The sequence below is a fragment of the Sphingobacterium alkalisoli genome, assembly GCF_005049105.1.
In the GTDB taxonomy this organism is placed as follows: domain Bacteria; phylum Bacteroidota; class Bacteroidia; order Sphingobacteriales; family Sphingobacteriaceae; genus Sphingobacterium; species Sphingobacterium alkalisoli.
In genome coordinates this window covers 468,957-485,156 of sequence record NZ_SUKA01000004.1, presented here as the reverse complement: position 1 = coordinate 485,156, position 16,200 = coordinate 468,957, and the positions used below count along the sequence as shown (strand labels likewise).

The following is a 16,200-nucleotide window of genomic DNA, read 5'->3' as shown; positions in this document are numbered from 1 at the left end:
ACTTTCACAAAAAATGCCGAACTTTTTGTTCGGCATAAAATTACATTAAAATCTGGTATTTATTTTAAAAGCCTAAGGTAAAACCGAATGTAAAATTGTTTAGACCTTCTTGTGTAGGGCTATTTTCAAATAAATCATTTACATAATATTTAGCAAATAAGCCGAAATCGTCGTATCCGATCCTTACAAAGGGGCCATATTGAAAACTGCTTAAATTGTAGTTGTCTCTGAATTTTTGCTTCCCGTTTTTGTCGCTTTTTAATCGCTGGGTACCTTTCAGTAAAATGCCAGTCATCGCTCCAAAAGCTACTTTTACACGTTCACCGTTATGGAACTTATTACTACGCCATTCGAAAGAGAGCGGAAGGCGCAAATAAGTAGAGGTCAGCACATTTTTTTTGTATTTAACATCGTTTTCATCTATCACTTGGTAAGATAAAGTAGAACTGTTTTCTGTTAATAGAATGTTCTTCTCCAATCTGAAATAATTCCACTCAAAACCACCGGAAAAATAGGTCTTGAAGTTGTCGTTAAATCGTAATCCGACCTGTAATATGTCAAATCCGAAGTTAGATGCTTTTTTGTAACTTAAGAACTGATTTTCATCTGATAGCGTAAATTTGCCGTCATCCATTATTCTAGAAAACCCCCAATCGATTCGCGTAAATGTTATCCCTCCGAAGAATCGTGGATATTCTATAGCCTCTTTTTTGTCTTTGTCGCCCACTCCGAAATTGAGACTTGGCCTTGTTTTATGCTCTATAGTATCTACTTCAAGGATACTATCCGTTTCTTGTGCAAACGATGCTATTGTACCTGAGAGCAAGATCGTTCCAAAAATTCCAAATTTAATAATCGACTGTATCATGTTATTTTCTCTTTTTTAAACGGTTTTTTACGAATGAATTTATAAAATCTATCCGAATGGAACCTTCGTCGTCCGAACGGAATTTGATGTCTTTTTTTGTACTTATTTCTATGTTTTCAGAGATTATGTTTAATATGTTGGTCACTACTGTATTGTTGTCGGTCGTAGCAGGCTGGGAAACATACATATTGTCCATTTCTTCTTCTGGCTCGATCAGCGGTTTTAGCTGTTCTACTTCCGTTACTTGTCGGACCGGTATTTGATTTGAAATATCCTTATTTGGAATCTCGACGTTATGAGCCGTTATTTGAGAGGGATTTTCCTCTACCTCTTCAGGAATATATATATCTTCATGTGTGTTCCGTTTTACTGTATTCTGTAAACTGACTTGTTTCGGTGTTACGTCTTTTTTGTTTGGAGTTGCTTGAGCTAACACTTTTTTTGGTGGTTTGGCCGTTTGCTCTTCCGACGTAGTTGTCTGTGCTACTCTTATTTCCTTTTCGTGTTCTATAATTCGATGTGTCGGTCTAATTTCGGTTTTCTCTGCTCGCTTTGGATGGGAATTGTCTGTTAACCTCGAATTTTCCTTCTCTTGATTTAAATAAACCGCAATACCCGCACCTATTAAAAAAACAACTGCCGCAGCATACTTTAAGAAGCTAAATTTGTTTTTTCTTGATGAGAGAACGATATTATCCTCTTTCTCCAGTTCTGCTTCGATTCTTTTCCACATATCAGCAGGGGGATTAGATTCTGCTTCCTTGAAAGCGTTTCTAAATAATTTATCTATATCTCTGTCTTCCATGTTATCTCCGTTCCAATTTTATTAATTTTTGCTGTAGCCACTGCCGAGCTCTTGAGAGCTGTGATTTTGAATTACCCTCGCTGATTTCCAGTAATTCTGCTATTTCTTTATGCGTATAACCTTCAATCGCGTAAAGATTGAAGATTGTTCTATAACCTGTGGGAAGTGTCTGAATGATGGCGAGTAAATCTTTATAAGCAGTTTGATCAGCCCCTAGTTGACTGACTAATGTTATATGTTGACTTTCATTCAAAACCTCTGCATGGTTTAATTTATTTTTGCGATGTATTTCAATTGCCGTATTAATCATTATTCTTTTGATCCATCCTTCTAAAGAACCAGTTCCATCAAACAGATGATGTTTAGTAAACACCTTTACGAAGCCGTTTTGCAAGATGTCGTCGGCTTCCAACGTGGTATGTGCGTACCGCATACACACCAGATGCATCTTTTTTGAAAAATAATGATAAAGTTGAGATTGTGCTTTCCTATTTTGCAACTTGCAATCTTCCCAGACTTTATTCAGATTAATATTTTCCAATTTTTAAGTTATTTATAGGGAAGACGTGCGTGAAGGAAAAAGGGTTGCATGGGGATGCAATAAAAAATTATTTCTTTTCGATATATAATATACGGTTTTGATTGTCAGTAACTTTTATTTCTACTGTAACGTAGGATTCAGGCAATAAATTGGGGATTTTTTCAGACCACTCTACAAAACAATAATTTCCGGAGTAGAAATATTCTTCATAGCCGAGATCAAAAGCTTCCGACTCATTTTTTAACCGATAGAAATCGAAATGGTAAAGCGTTCCATTGTCGGAATGGTACTCGTTGACGATAGAAAAAGTTGGACTTGAAGTGTGATCGTGAACGCCAAGGATCAGGCAAAGTTCGTTTATAAAAGTTGTTTTACCGGCACCCATATGACCATAAAAAAGAAAGATCCTTTCGTCCGCAAATGTTGAAATTACTTTTTGAGCCGCTGAGCCTAATTCGGATAATGAATGTACCGGTATGATCATGTTACAAAATTATCTATTTTGTTGTATATGTAGCATATGGAATGATCATTTCTTCTAGAGATATGCCACCATGTTGAAATGTCCCATTAAAATAATTGACAAACTGATTATAGTTGTTGGGATAAACAAAATAGTAGTCATCCTTTGCAAAGACAAACGTAGAGCTCATATGCAGCTTTGGAAGCTGAGCTTCATGCGGATTTTTTATCATAAATACGTCTTTTCCTACATAGTTAAGGTTTTTCCCTTGTTTGTATCTCAAATTCGTATTTGTATTGCGATCACCGATTATTTTGCTTGGTTTTTTAACACGGATTGTGCCGTGGTCGGTGGTTACGATAACGCGGACCTCACGTTGTGCAAGCCACTTTAGCACGTCTAATAATGGGGCATGTTCAAACCATGACAGCGTTAAGGATCTATATGCCGCTTCGTCGTTAGCTAATTCTCTAATCATTGCCACGTCGGTTCGGGCATGGGAGAGCATGTCGACAAAGTTATACACTAATACATTCAGGTCATTTTGCATGAGGTTGTTGACGTTGTCAAAAACATCCTTGCCTTGCTCCAATGTCAATACTTTTGTATAGCTATGTTTAATATCCCGCCTGTATAATCTCTTTATTTGGTCTGCCAGGAATTTGTCTTCATGAAGATTTTTGCCGCCTTCATCTTCATCATTTTGCCAAAGATTTGGAAATCTTTTTTCCATTTCCAGTGGTGTCAACCCACTAAATATTGCATTTCGTGCATACTGTGTGGCTGTAGGTAAGATGCTATAATAACTAGTTTCTTCCTCCAGTCGGAAATAGTCTGTAATGACATCGTTGATTATTTTCCATTGATCATAGCGTAAGTTGTCTATCAGGAAAAAGAAAGTAGGTTTATTTTCTTGAAGCGAAGGGAATACTTTCTTTTTGAATAGTTGATGAGAAAGAATAGGAGCATTATCCGGGGCTCCAAGCCAAGCGATATAATTTTTTTCAATATACTTAGAAAAGAGTGTGTTGGCTTCTGATTTTTGCATGGTAAGAATTTCATGCATATTTTCATCTTCTAATTTTTCCAAAGACAATTCCCAGTAAATAAGTTTTTTATATGCATCTACCCATTCCTTATAATCCAAATCATTATTCATGATCATACCCAGATTGCGGAATTCTTGTTGGTATGCCATGGACGTTTTCTCATTGATCAGCCTTTTGTTTTCCGTAAATTTTTTTATCGTTAATAAGATTTGTTTGGGGTTAACTGGCTTGATAAGGTAATCGTCTATTTTGGCGCCGATAGCATCTTCCATTAGGTGCTCTTCTTCGTTTTTAGTAACCAAAACTGTTGGAATAGAAGGGTTAATGCTTTTTAGGATGCTTAACGTTTCTAAACCTGTGAGTCCGGGCATGTTTTCATCTAAAAATACAAGATCAAAGGGTTCATTTTTAAAGTTTTCTACAGCATCATTACCATTATTTACAGTTTTTACTTTGTAACCCCTTTCCTCTAGTAAAAGAATATGAGGTCTTAAGAACTCTATTTCATCATCTGCCCAAAGTATATGTGTTTTTGCCATAATCCCAATGTTTTTCGTTCTAGTTGTATGTATAGAAAGTAAGCCGTTTGTAAAAATAAAAAATGAAAAGTATTGAAAATCTTCGTAGTGACGCTAACATAGCCATAATAGGTGCGTGGAGTGTTATTTTTAACATTAATTAACTCCATTCTGTGTATCTTTGCCCTATCTTAGATTAGTTATACACTATCAATTTAATAGACGATTCTAAATCTAGATAAGATTTACTAAAATTTATACTTTTTGAATAAGAAAAAAATAATTAATGACCCTGTTTACGGCTTTGTATCAATTCCGTCGGGTTTTATTTTTGATCTTATACAACATCCTTTTTTACAACGTCTAAGATACATAAAACAAGTGAGTATGACTCATTTGGTATACCCCGGTGCTTTACATACACGATTTCAACATGTTGTAGGTGCCATGCACTTAATGCAACTAGCAGTGGATACGTTGAAAAGTAAAGAAGTGTCGATTACTGAGGAAGAAGAGGCTGCCGTACTGATCGCTATTCTACTCCATGACATTGGCCATGGCCCTTTTTCGCATTCATTAGAACATACCATTATAGAAGGTGTTTCGCATGAAGTTATCTCTGCTTTGTTGATGAAAAAATTGAATATACAATTTGATGGCAGGTTAGATTTGGCAATTACAATCTTTAATAACCAATATCACCGAAAATTTTTACATCAGCTGGTGTCCGGTCAACTAGATATTGATAGGATGGATTATCTTAACCGAGACAGTTTTTTTACCGGTGTGTCTGAAGGAGTGATTTCTTTTGACCGTATTATAAAAATGTTGACGGTAAAAGATGATGAATTGGTAGTGGAGATAAAGGGCATTTATTCCGTGGAAAAATTTCTTATTGCACGTAGATTGATGTATTGGCAGGTGTATTTGCACAAGACAGTGATTGCGGCAGAACAAATGCTTGTAAAGGCATTAGCGCGGGCGAAGGAGTTGAGTAATGCGGGAGAGGAGCTATTTGCCACTCCTGCTTTAAGCCATTTTTTGAGAAATAAGATAACAGCAGACAATTTTGAAGAAGATCCCATTCATTTAACTTGGTTTACAAAACTGGATGATACGGATATTATGTCGGCCTTAAAAACCTGGTGTGATCATGATGACTTTATTCTTCGCACACTGTGTAGTAAATTGATGAAACGTGATCTATTCCGTACAGAAATGCGTAATACAGATTTTACGGATATCGAATTGAATGAAATTAAGGAACAGGTGAAAAATTATTTTGGATTGAAGGAAAGCGAGATTGATTATTTCTTTTACCATCAGGTCGTTCAAAATAGTGCTTACAGTGCAGGAAGTAGCCCTATTAAAATCGCAAATAATAAAGGAGATCTTAAGGATATTGCGGAGGCCTCTGACCTCTCGAATTTGGAAGCACTTTCGAAGCGGGTTGTAAAATATACAATATCGTACCCGAAGGAGATTTCGTTGTTAGATCAGTATGGTGTTGAAAATAAAAAAGTTAAAGTTAATTAAGAAAAAGATACATTTGTAATTAGATGCAGATTACAGCACAACAGATTGCCACATTTTTAGAAGGGAAGGTAGAAGGAAATCCAGATGAAGTTGTTTCTCAATTATCAAAGATTGAAGAGGGGGCTCACGGTAGTCTATCGTTTCTGTCGAATCCTAAGTACGAGCACTACATTTACGATACAGACGCAAGCGTTGTAATTGTAAATGAAAACTTAATGCTTCATAAACCGGTTAAACCGACATTGATCCGTGTTAAAAATTCCTATACTGCCTTTACAGAGGTTCTTAAGCTTTATAATAGTTTGCGATTAGAACGTAGTGGACGGGATGAAGGTATTTTTGTACACGATACAGCGGTTATCGGCGAAGGTGGATATATTGGTGGCTTTTCGTATATCGATAAATTAGCAAAAATTGGTGATAATGTTAAGATATATCCACGGGTATATATCGGTGAAAACGTGACTATTGGGGATAATACGACATTATTTCCCGGAGTAACCGTATATTATGATTGCGTCATTGGAAAAAACGTAACAATTCACTCAGGAACTGTTGTTGGTAGCGACGGTTTTGGATTTGCACCAAAAGAGGATGGGACATACGATAAAATTCCCCAAATTGGGAATGTGGTCATTGGCGATAATGTGGAGGTTGGTGCTAATACGGTCATTGATAGGGCTACATTGGGGTCGACAGTGATCCATGAAGGAGCTAAGCTGGACAATTTAATACAGATTGCACATAATGTAGAGATTGGTAAAAATACCGTTGTCGCTGCTCAAACAGGAATTTCGGGAAGTACTAAAGTGGGTGAGCATGTCGTATTAGGCGGTCAAGTTGGCGTTGTGGGCCATATTACCATCGCGGACGGTTCTCAGGTGCAGGCACAGTCAGGAATTAATAAAAGCATTAAAGACGCTAATAAGAAATGGGGAGGGTCACCTTCCACACCTTATTCTAGTCAGCTGCGCTCGCAAGTATTGTATTCCAAGTTGCCCGAATTAGAAAAACGCATTGCAGAACTAGAAAAACAATTAAAAAACAAATAAAAACCAAATATTGCAATAAAAATGATGGATATGAACGTGAAGCAGCGAACGATTAAATCTAATATCACAATATCAGGTGTCGGTCTACACACTGGAAAATATGTTACGATGACGCTGACCCCTGCTTCTGAAAATCATTGGTTTAAATTTCGAAGAGTAGATTTAGAAGGGCAACCCGTTGTTGCTGTCGACGCTGATAATGTTTCAGATACCTCCCGGGGGACTACTATTTCTCAGAATGGAGCTTCTGTAAGTACTATTGAACATTTAATGGCGGCGCTGATCGGTCTTCAATTGGACAATATTCTGATTGATATTGACGGGCCGGAAGTTCCCATATTAGACGGTAGTTCCGCAGTTTTTGTTCAAAAGCTAAATGAGACGGGGTTTATAGAACAGGATGCCGACCGTGATTTTTACGAAATAAAGGAAAATATCCATTATGGCGAACCGGATCGAAAAGTGGAAATTGTAGCGATGCCTTTGGATGGATATCGTCTTACCTGCATGATAGACTTTAATTCTTCCGTATTGGGAAGTCAACACGCCTCTGTGAGTACGATCAATGAATTTACCAAAGAGATATCTTCTTCACGTACTTTTTGTTTTTTACATGAACTAGAGACCCTAGTTAATAAAAATTTAATTAAAGGTGGCGATTTGTCGAATGCTATCGTTATAGTAGACAAAGAAGTAAGTGATGAAGAGTTATCGAAGTTAAAGTCGCTTTTTAATAAAGAGGTAACTGTAGCGGATGAGGGGATTCTGGATAATATACAATTGCGATATCAAAACGAACCTGCGAGACATAAACTGCTCGATATGATAGGTGATTTGGCGTTAGTGGGACGCCCTCTGAAAGGTCATATCATGGCTGCAAGACCAGGCCATGCTGCAAACGTGGCTTTTGCAAAGCGTATTAAAGTCCAAATAAAAAAGGACAAAGGCCGCAAATACATAAAAGCCTATGACCCCAATGTTGCGCCAGTATATGATACCGTTCAGATCATGAATATTTTACCTCATCGTCAACCGTTTTTGATGGTGGATAAGATTTTAGAATTATCTGAAACGCATGTAGTAGGCTTGAAAAATGTGACGATGAACGAAGATTTGTTTATGGGGCATTTTCCTGGGGCTCCTGTTTTTCCAGGTGTTCTTCAAATCGAGGCGATGGCACAGACCGGAGGGATACTAGTTCTTAATACAGTTCCAGATCCAGAAAATTGGTTGACTTTATTCTTGAAAATCGAAAATGCACGTTTTAAGAATCAAGTTCATCCTGGGGACACCATTATCTTTAGCTGTGAACTACTGGAGCCTATTCGTAGAGGTATTGCACGCATGAAAGGTGTAGGGATGGTTGGAGATAAAATAGTAAGTGAAGCCGAATTGATGGCCCAAATAGTTAAAGTTAAATAAATTAAAATAATGATACAACCGTTGTCATATATACATCCGGAGGCTAAAATAGCTGCAAATGTAGTCATTGAGCCTTTTAGCACCATTCATAAGGATGTGGTTATCGGCGAAGGAACTTGGATAGGTTCTAACGTGACGATTATGGATGGTGCACGAATTGGGAAGAACTGTAAGGTTTTTCCGGGTGCTGTAATTTCCGGTGAACCTCAAGATCTGAAGTTTGAAGGAGAAATTACCACTGCGGAGATAGGCGACAATACGACTATCCGTGAATGTGTTACCATCAATAGAGGTACAAAAGATCGCTATAAAACAGTTATTGGGAAGAATTGCTTGATACAAGCATATAGCCATATCGCACATGATTGTATCATTGGCGATAATTGTATTTTCTCCAACTCGAGTACGCTGGCAGGACACATTACTGTAGGTGACTACGTGGTCTTGGCTGGATTGGTGGCTGTACATCAATTTTGTAAAATAGGTTCTCATGCTTTTGTGACCGGTGGTACATTGGTTCGAAAAGATGTGCCTCCCTACATCAAGGCCGCTAGAGAACCGATCGCTTATGCAGGAATCAATTCAGTAGGATTGCGTCGCAGGGGATATACTCCAGAGCAGATTACGGAGATACAAAGTATTTATCGCGTTCTCTTTGTTCAAAATAGAAATCTTTCTAAGGCGCTAGATTTAGTGGAAGCGGAGTTTAAAGCAACGGAGATACGGGATGAAATTTTGACTTTTGTGCGTAATTCGAACCGCGGCGTAGTAAAGGGTTTTAACCAAGGTAAGACAGGTGTTTAATTTAATTTATTGATTATTGAATATAACTTTACTTGATATTGGCAGAAGGTATAACCAAGAATGGATTTTTAGACATATTGACTATACGTTCTCTTCCTCCAAAAAATATGCAATTCTAGGTCCAAATGGAGCTGGAAAGTCTACACTAATCAAAGTCTTATCGGGCAATCTTACACCCAGTGAGGGGGGGGTTATTTTCGAAAAAGACGGACGGGAAATTGATGTAGAAAACATATATGCTCGTTTAACTATTGCCGCTCCTTACGTTGAATTAATAGAAGAGTTTACCTTAAGCGAGTTGCTGGACTTCCATTTTAAATTCAAATCTTACTACGGTGGATTTAATAAAGAATCCATTATTTCACTTCTAATGATGGAGAAATCGAACCACAAAGAAATTCGGCATTTTTCTTCCGGTATGAAACAACGTGTCAAATTAGCGCTAGCCTGTTGTTCGGATTCCGATATTGTATTATTGGATGAGCCTACGAGTAATATGGATGTGCAGGGCGAAAATTGGTACATCGAACTCCTCGAAAAAACAATTTCTGCCGATCGACTGCTTATTATCGGATCCAATCAACCAAAGGAATATCATTTTTGCACTGACTTTATTTCGATGGTAGATTACAAGTAATTAATAATACTATTATTTGTGAAAAAAAGCAATTTTGTCTAAGTTTGTCACTTAATACAAAAAACTAAATTAAAATGGCAAAAGCTTCAGACGTTAAATCCGGAAATATTCTTCGTTTTAATGGCGAATTAGTATCTGTAGAGGAGTTTATACACCGTACTCCAGGCAATTTACGTGCTTTTTATCAAGCGAGAATGCGTAATGTAAAAACAGGTAAATTAGTAGAATATCGTTTCCGAACAGACGAAGAGGTGGAGATTGCGCGTGTCGAGACTAATGATTACCAGTATCTATACGATGACGCTGATTTTTTTGTTATTATGGATAATGATTCATATGAGCAATTTAATGTACCGAAGGTATTATTTGGAAGTTCGGCACGATTCTTGAAAGAAGGTATGAATGTGATTGTGGCTTTTGAAAGCGATGAGCCCATCATGGCGCAAGCTCCCGCAAGTGTAGAATTAGAAATTACCTATACGGAGCCAGCGGTGAAAGGAGATACCTCTACTAATGCATTGAAAAATGCTACCGTAGAAACGGGTGTAGATATTAAAGTTCCTCTTTTCATTAATCAAGGTGATAAAGTGAAAATAGACACACGGACAGGCGATTATATTGAACGTGTGAAATAATAAGAATTTAGGTTTAGGTTGATTATTCGGTCTTGAAAGCGCTCTGCTTCAAGGCCGTTTTTTTTTAATTTAGCATGTTATGACCAACAAAGCAGAACTCCGTAAAGTATATAGAGAAAAACGTCTTTTATTAGATAAAACGGAGCGCGAGCAGTTAGACAGCAAAATGTTCGACCAACTTGTTGACCTAGAATGGAATAGGTGTAATTATCTGCATGTCTTTTTGTCGCTGTCTAAATATAATGAACCCGATACTTCGAGGTTTATTGGTTGGATTCAAGAGCACTATCCTAATATTCACCTTGTTTTATCGAAAACTGATATGGACAACGGAACAATGATTAATTATCTGTGGAATGAAGAGACCATCATGGTACAAAATCAATGGGGTCTTTTAGAGCCTGTCGGTGGGGATATGATTAATGAGGAGTTGATAGATAGCGTATTGGTTCCCTTACTCGTGGCAGATAAAAGGGGTAACCGAATAGGTTATGGAAAGGGATTTTACGATCGCTTTTTGGCGCGTTGCAGAGGTGATGTCCGTTCTATCGGGCTCAGCTATTTCGACCTAGTGGAGCAAATTGTAGACACTGGTGAATTTGACTTTCCTTTAAAATACTGCGTAACACCGGATAGAATCTACCGTTTTTAATAATGGAGGGCAGTCATTTAACGCCCTCCATTGCTATTTTTATTTATATAATATTCTGAATTTTATGGTTTGGTCAATTTGCTTCAGTTCTTTCAATAAACCTTTGTCATAGTCTGCTTCAATGTCTGTGACAGCATAACCAATGTCACCCCGTGTCATCAAAAATTGAGAAATAATATTGATATTATTTTCTGCGTAGATGTTATTTAACTGTGCCATTATACCAGGTACATTTTTGTGAATATGCAACAATCGATGTCCTTTTATTTTTTTAGGCAAGATCAAATTTGGGAAATTGCGACTTTGATCTGTATCTCCATTGTTGATAAATTCAGCCATACGTCTGGGGATATATTCCGCATTGCGAATCTTATTCTTCTTATCATCAAAGACTACAATACCTTTTTCGTTACAGATGTTTTTATTGATATGCCCCTTAATATCTCCCAAAAAGCCAATAGTTTTTAGTTTATCCGCGCGAGATAATTGGTCATCAGAGATTACAACGTCAGGACCTAACAGCAATAATCCGACATCTTTGACATATTTTTCCTCTAGCGTATCCTTCACACGAATAGACAATCCGTCGCGTTTAAGAATATGAGCAGATATTTCAGGTACTTGGCCCACGATAAGGCATAATATCCTATTCTTTGGATAGGATATCGCTCTAGGAAGATCATTAACATATAGAAACTCATCGAAGCTTGGTGTGACATGATCCGCTTTGTCAGTCACGCTTTGGCGAGAAATATTCTCCGTATAAGCGAAGAATTTTTCTATTAAGCCCGATTCTTTAAGTTGAAAATCAGAGTAACCATCTCCAATTCCATATATCGTACCCTCTATTTTTAATTCTTTCAACAGCTTAACTTTCCCACCTTCATCAGATAAAGGATTTGTTTCGTCGTAGCCGATAATATTTCCATCATCATCAAATTTGAATGTATTTGCATAGATATTTTCTTTTTTTATACCATATGGAGAAACCACCGGAGTGATAAATTCCTTAAATCCACCCGAAACAATCCACGCTGTATCCGCATTCTGTCTGAAAAATTCACGGTTTCTATCAAAAGACTTGGAAACCCGTTTCTTCAAATGGGTAATGAGTTTATTTAAGTGCGTTTTATTGGCCTGTAAAAGCGAAACGCGACCTGCAAGACTTTCACGAAATGAAATCTTACCTTCCATTGCTAAATTGGTGTAACGTTCAATTTCATTATATATTTTCTCTTGGTCAGCATGGCCTTCGAGAGAAATACGTGCTAATTCATCCAATGCTTCTACTTGCGTAAAAGTACTGTCAAAATCGATAATATAATAGTTTTTCATCAATATAGTTATTTATTCATTATTTACTTGCCGTTAAAGTGATTCATGCTGTCTTCGGTCACTTTAATGGCGATTGCGTGAGCCCGTTTTAGTTATTAATCGTTGTATGCTTTCTATGTTATTTAACAGGATAGGAGAATTTGATTGCTGGCTCATGCGGGTATCATGATTATTTAGGTAGTTCTATAGTATGTTTCCGCTATTTCTTCAAGTATTTGATTGAGAGGTTTAAACGTATATCCAATTGAATCCCGTATTTTTTTATTTGAATAAGCTAATTTTGCGGCCGATGCGCGAGTAGACTCCTGCGTCAATGCGGGTTTACTATTTTTTATAATAGCGATCAATTTTGCGACACGCCACGCAATGTCGAGCATAAAAGGTTTAGCCTCAATGGACGGCTCTTTCTTCCCCAAAAGAACAGCTATACGTTGTAAGAGGTGGCGATTTGAAATATTCTCACTATTTAAAATAAATCTTTCGCCCGTGATTTCGGGCGTATTCATCAATAGTATCATAATTTTCGCGACGTCTTGTACATCTACAATGCCTACTGAACCGGGAGGATAGATTTTGATTCCGTTATTGACTAGGTTGAAGATGATATTGGAGCTGATTTTTCCAGATCCTATTCCCATTATGACAGACGGATTAACAATCACGGCGTCAAGCCCTTCCGTAATTCCTCTCCATACTTCTAACTCGCTTTCATATTTTGAGGTCGCATAATTCGAAATATGTGGATCCCTTTCCCATTTATCGTTCTCATCGACAGGGAGTCCTTTTTTATTCGTTCCCAATGCTGCAATCGAACTTACGTGGACTAGCCGCGCATGATGCTGTATGCATAGATTAACGATGTGGCGGGTGCCCTCAATATTGACATGGAGCATTTCTGCAGCATCAGGCTTTTGGTATGAAATCTTTGCCGCACAATGGTATACCTGTTTAACATTCGGGAATAGATCTTCTAACGCAAAATAATCTGTCAAATCCGCATCAATCCATTGGATTAGTGAAGAAGCCCGAAAATCTTCCGGAATGATTGAATCCGCTCGTTTTATGGCTACGACAGCCCTTCCGTCATCAATTAATAGTTTAATTAATGTAGATCCTAAAAAACCTGTACCCCCAGTTACTAATATCACTTGCTAACTTAATGTTGAAAACTTATTCTTTTCAAAAGTAAGGTAATAAATGCATATTTGCGAAATACTTACTTATAATGTTCAGCTTTTTGAACAAAAACGTATTCATACATGGTGTCATTAGCAGATTTCTTTTCCCCGATATCCCTTTCGAATTCTTTATCCGATAGGGCTTACTATAACTCGCAGTTTGGAAAAATTATACAAAAATATGAATCTTCTTTTCCGAATTTAGAATCGATGGAAGAACGCCCTCAGTTGGCTATTCTAGGGGTAGAAGAAGACCGGTCTGCTATTGACAATAAAGGTACGGGCAAAGCTCCAGATGCTATTCGGAAACATCTTTATAGTCTTTACCAAGGTGATTATAAAGTGAAAATTGTTGATCTTGGAAATATTAAAGCGGGGTCGACGATTCATGATACATATGCAGCGTTGAAGTTGGTTGTCGAAGAGTTGATAAAGTTAGATATTTTACCCATAATCATTGGTGGGGGGCAAGATCTGACTTATGCCCAATACAGAGGTTATGAGGAGTTGGAGCAGCGTGTTGAGGTAGTTGTAATTGACGCTAAATTTGATTTAGATCAGGAGCAAGCTGAAAAGACACCTTTAAATTCACAAACGTATTTAAACCATATTATTTTACACCAGCCGGATTATTTGTTCAATCTCAACAATGTAGCTTATCAAACGTATTTGGTTAGTAAGGAATCGATTAATATGTATGATAAGTTATATTTTAATGCCCAGCGTGTCGGTATGATCTCTGGCAAGCTGGATCAAGCTGAACCCGTCATTCGGGCGGCTGACTTGGTTAGTTTTGATATCGGTGCGATTCGTGCTTCAGAAGCCCCGGGAAACGCGAATGCCAATCCGAATGGGTTATTTGGTGATGAGGCATGTCAGCTCGCTCGCTATGCGGGGATGTCAGATAAATGTAGTTCCATTGGATTCTATGAATTCAATCCAATGTTTGATCCTTTGGAACATACGGCTATGCTCGTGTCACAGATGATCTGGTGTTTTATAGATGGTTTTTATAATAGAAAAAATGACGCTCCTTTAGTTCCTAAATCGGCATACATTATATACCGTACGACATTAGAAAATGAAGAGCATGAGCTGGTTTTTGTGAAGAGCAAGAAGTCCGATCGCTGGTGGATGCAGGTGCCCTATTTTGGGTCGAAATCCGTAAACGAACGATTTTACCTTGTCCCATGCCGATATGAAGACTATCAGATAGCTGTATCAGGTGAGATGCCAGACTTGTGGTGGAGAACACATCAAAAGCTACAGTAGTTTTCATGGTCTGAAAAGACTAAATTGTAGGGACGTGTCTGCCTCCAATGCCTAGCACGAAATTTCATGACTGTTGGTGTTACTGCTGAATGCGAAGGTTTTGTTTTGAAACTATGGATATTTTATATTTTGTTATCATTCTGGTGTTAGGAAGTGTTTGCGCATTCCTCCTTTGGCGAAGTGGAAAATATGTTTCACAGGAACAGCACGTAAAGTTGATCGAGGAGAAGCAGGCTGTTGAAATTGCTTTAGCCAAAATACAGGAAAGAGGAGAGTTACTTGCTCGTGAAAATACGGCAATGCTCCAGTCTCTGGAGAAAGAAAGGCAAGAGAGACAGTCTTTGGAACGTACATTGGAAGGCACGAATGCCTATTTGCAAGCACAACAAGAGAAGTTCCAGGAGCAAAAGGAAGAGATGACTCATATTAAACAACAATTTAATGTAGAATTTCAAGTATTAGCCAATAAAATTCTGGAAGAAAAATCCTTAAAGTTTACCGAACTTAATCAGCAGAATTTGATTTTACTGTTGAATCCCCTAAAGGAAAAAATTAAAACTTTTGAAGAGCGAGTAGAGAAAACGTATAATCATGAGGCTGCGGAACGAAATGTTTTAAAAGGCGTGGTTGAACAGTTAATGCTGCAGAGCAATGAAATAAAAAATGAGGCTAATAACCTAACCAGAGCATTGCGTGGTGACAATAAAAAGCAAGGGAATTGGGGAGAAGTTATTTTAGAGCGTGTGCTCGAAAGATCAGGATTGACAAAGGACCAGGAATATAGATTGCAGGCTTCTTTTACCGATGAGCAGGGTAAACGATTGCAGCCTGATGCGATCATCGACTTGCCGGATAACAAGCATTTAGTGGTAGATGCTAAAATTTCGCTGGTTGCTTATGAGCGGTGGGTAAATGCAGAAACCGATGAGGACAAATTGAACTATTTAAAGCAACATATTTATTCGATTGAAAATCATGTTAAGGATCTTTCTGTGAAGAACTATCAGGAGCTTTATCGAATTCATTCGCCAGATTTTGTTTTGCTTTTTATGCCGATTGAATCAGCGCTGAGTACGGCCGTGACCAGTAAGCCTGAGTTGTTTTCTGACGCGTGGGACAGGAGGGTAGTGATCGTAAGTCCTTCTACTTTACTGGCCACCCTTCGCACGATTGCGAGTATGTGGAAGCAAGAACGACAGACGCGTAATGTGTTAGAAATTGCGCGTGAAGCTGGAGCACTATATGATAAGTTTGTTGGATTTTTGAGCGATATGCAACAACTTGAAACCTATTTGCATAAGGCATCCGAAAAGCATGCCGATGCCATGAAAAAGCTTTCGACGGGTCCAGGCAATGTGATCCGTAAGATCGAAAATCTAAAAACCCTGGGTGCAAAGACGACAAAGAAAATAGATGATACCTTTTTAAGTTAA

16 protein-coding genes are annotated in these 16,200 nt (G+C 37.9%); 9 read left to right on the top strand and 7 right to left on the bottom strand.

The features are described 5' to 3' along the window. Positions 1 to 64: 64 nt before the first annotated feature. The 5 genes from FAZ19_RS15140 to porX all read right to left on the bottom strand — a co-directional run bounded on the left by FAZ19_RS15140 (position 65) and on the right by porX (position 4,265). Positions 65 to 868, bottom strand: a complete 804-nt coding sequence (locus tag FAZ19_RS15140) for an outer membrane beta-barrel protein (protein ID WP_136821587.1) — start codon at positions 866 to 868, stop codon at positions 65 to 67. 1 nt (position 869) lies between these two features. After that, positions 870 to 1,673 carry a hypothetical protein gene (locus FAZ19_RS15135; protein WP_136821586.1) on the bottom strand — a complete coding sequence of 268 codons (804 nt, stop codon included), beginning with the start codon at positions 1,671 to 1,673 and terminating at the stop codon, positions 870 to 872. A 1-nt stretch (position 1,674) separates the two neighbouring features. Then, on the bottom strand, positions 1,675 to 2,172 hold the full coding sequence (locus FAZ19_RS15130) for an RNA polymerase sigma factor (protein WP_262709348.1): 498 nt from the start codon (positions 2,170 to 2,172) through the stop codon (positions 1,675 to 1,677). 109 nt (positions 2,173 to 2,281) lie between these two features. Continuing rightward, positions 2,282 to 2,698: a tRNA (adenosine(37)-N6)-threonylcarbamoyltransferase complex ATPase subunit type 1 TsaE gene (tsaE, locus tag FAZ19_RS15125; protein ID WP_136821584.1), complete on the bottom strand. Its 417-nt coding sequence runs from the start codon at positions 2,696 to 2,698 to the stop codon at positions 2,282 to 2,284. Between the two features lie 13 nt (positions 2,699 to 2,711). Beyond that, on the bottom strand, positions 2,712 to 4,265 hold the full coding sequence (gene porX / locus FAZ19_RS15120) for a T9SS response regulator signal transducer PorX (protein ID WP_136821583.1): 1,554 nt from the start codon (positions 4,263 to 4,265) through the stop codon (positions 2,712 to 2,714). 243 nt (positions 4,266 to 4,508) lie between these two features. Between porX and FAZ19_RS15115 the strand changes: the two genes are divergently transcribed. From FAZ19_RS15115 to FAZ19_RS15085, 7 genes are all read left to right on the top strand, one after another. Then, positions 4,509 to 5,780 (top strand): HD domain-containing protein, encoded by a 1,272-nt coding sequence (locus FAZ19_RS15115; protein ID WP_136821582.1) that lies wholly within the window; start codon positions 4,509 to 4,511, stop codon positions 5,778 to 5,780. Positions 5,781 to 5,803: 23 nt separating this feature from the next. Next, on the top strand, positions 5,804 to 6,832 hold the full coding sequence (lpxD, locus tag FAZ19_RS15110; RefSeq protein WP_136821581.1) for a UDP-3-O-(3-hydroxymyristoyl)glucosamine N-acyltransferase: 1,029 nt from the start codon (positions 5,804 to 5,806) through the stop codon (positions 6,830 to 6,832). A gap of 30 nt (positions 6,833 to 6,862) precedes the next feature. Then, complete coding sequence (locus tag FAZ19_RS15105) at positions 6,863 to 8,254, top strand: bifunctional UDP-3-O-[3-hydroxymyristoyl] N-acetylglucosamine deacetylase/3-hydroxyacyl-ACP dehydratase (protein WP_188876144.1); 1,392 nt, start codon at positions 6,863 to 6,865, stop codon at positions 8,252 to 8,254. A 9-nt stretch (positions 8,255 to 8,263) separates the two neighbouring features. Then, the gene (gene lpxA, locus FAZ19_RS15100) at positions 8,264 to 9,058 is read left to right on the top strand and encodes an acyl-ACP--UDP-N-acetylglucosamine O-acyltransferase (protein ID WP_136821579.1); all 795 of its coding nucleotides are present in this window, start codon (positions 8,264 to 8,266) and stop codon (positions 9,056 to 9,058) included. A 16-nt stretch (positions 9,059 to 9,074) separates the two neighbouring features. After that, the gene (locus FAZ19_RS15095; protein ID WP_136821578.1) at positions 9,075 to 9,695 is read left to right on the top strand and encodes an ABC transporter ATP-binding protein; all 621 of its coding nucleotides are present in this window, start codon (positions 9,075 to 9,077) and stop codon (positions 9,693 to 9,695) included. A 74-nt stretch (positions 9,696 to 9,769) separates the two neighbouring features. Beyond that, positions 9,770 to 10,330, top strand: a complete 561-nt coding sequence (gene efp, locus FAZ19_RS15090) for an elongation factor P (RefSeq protein WP_136821577.1) — start codon at positions 9,770 to 9,772, stop codon at positions 10,328 to 10,330. Between the two features lie 79 nt (positions 10,331 to 10,409). After that, entirely contained in the window at positions 10,410 to 10,982 is a 573-nt protein-coding gene (locus tag FAZ19_RS15085; RefSeq protein ID WP_136821576.1) for a 5-formyltetrahydrofolate cyclo-ligase, read from the top strand. A 39-nt stretch (positions 10,983 to 11,021) separates the two neighbouring features. Here the strand turns inward: FAZ19_RS15085 and FAZ19_RS15080 are convergent, their stop codons facing one another. Further along, positions 11,022 to 12,317 (bottom strand): HAD-IB family phosphatase, encoded by a 1,296-nt coding sequence (locus FAZ19_RS15080; protein WP_136821575.1) that lies wholly within the window; start codon positions 12,315 to 12,317, stop codon positions 11,022 to 11,024. 173 nt (positions 12,318 to 12,490) lie between these two features. After that, positions 12,491 to 13,465, bottom strand: a complete 975-nt coding sequence (locus FAZ19_RS15075) for an NAD-dependent epimerase/dehydratase family protein (RefSeq protein ID WP_136821574.1) — start codon at positions 13,463 to 13,465, stop codon at positions 12,491 to 12,493. Between the two features lie 114 nt (positions 13,466 to 13,579). Between FAZ19_RS15075 and FAZ19_RS15070 the strand changes: the two genes are divergently transcribed. Then, on the top strand, positions 13,580 to 14,767 hold the full coding sequence (locus FAZ19_RS15070) for a formimidoylglutamase (RefSeq protein ID WP_136821679.1): 1,188 nt from the start codon (positions 13,580 to 13,582) through the stop codon (positions 14,765 to 14,767). Between the two features lie 113 nt (positions 14,768 to 14,880). Further along, the gene (gene rmuC, locus FAZ19_RS15065; protein ID WP_136821573.1) at positions 14,881 to 16,200 is read left to right on the top strand and encodes a DNA recombination protein RmuC; all 1,320 of its coding nucleotides are present in this window, start codon (positions 14,881 to 14,883) and stop codon (positions 16,198 to 16,200) included.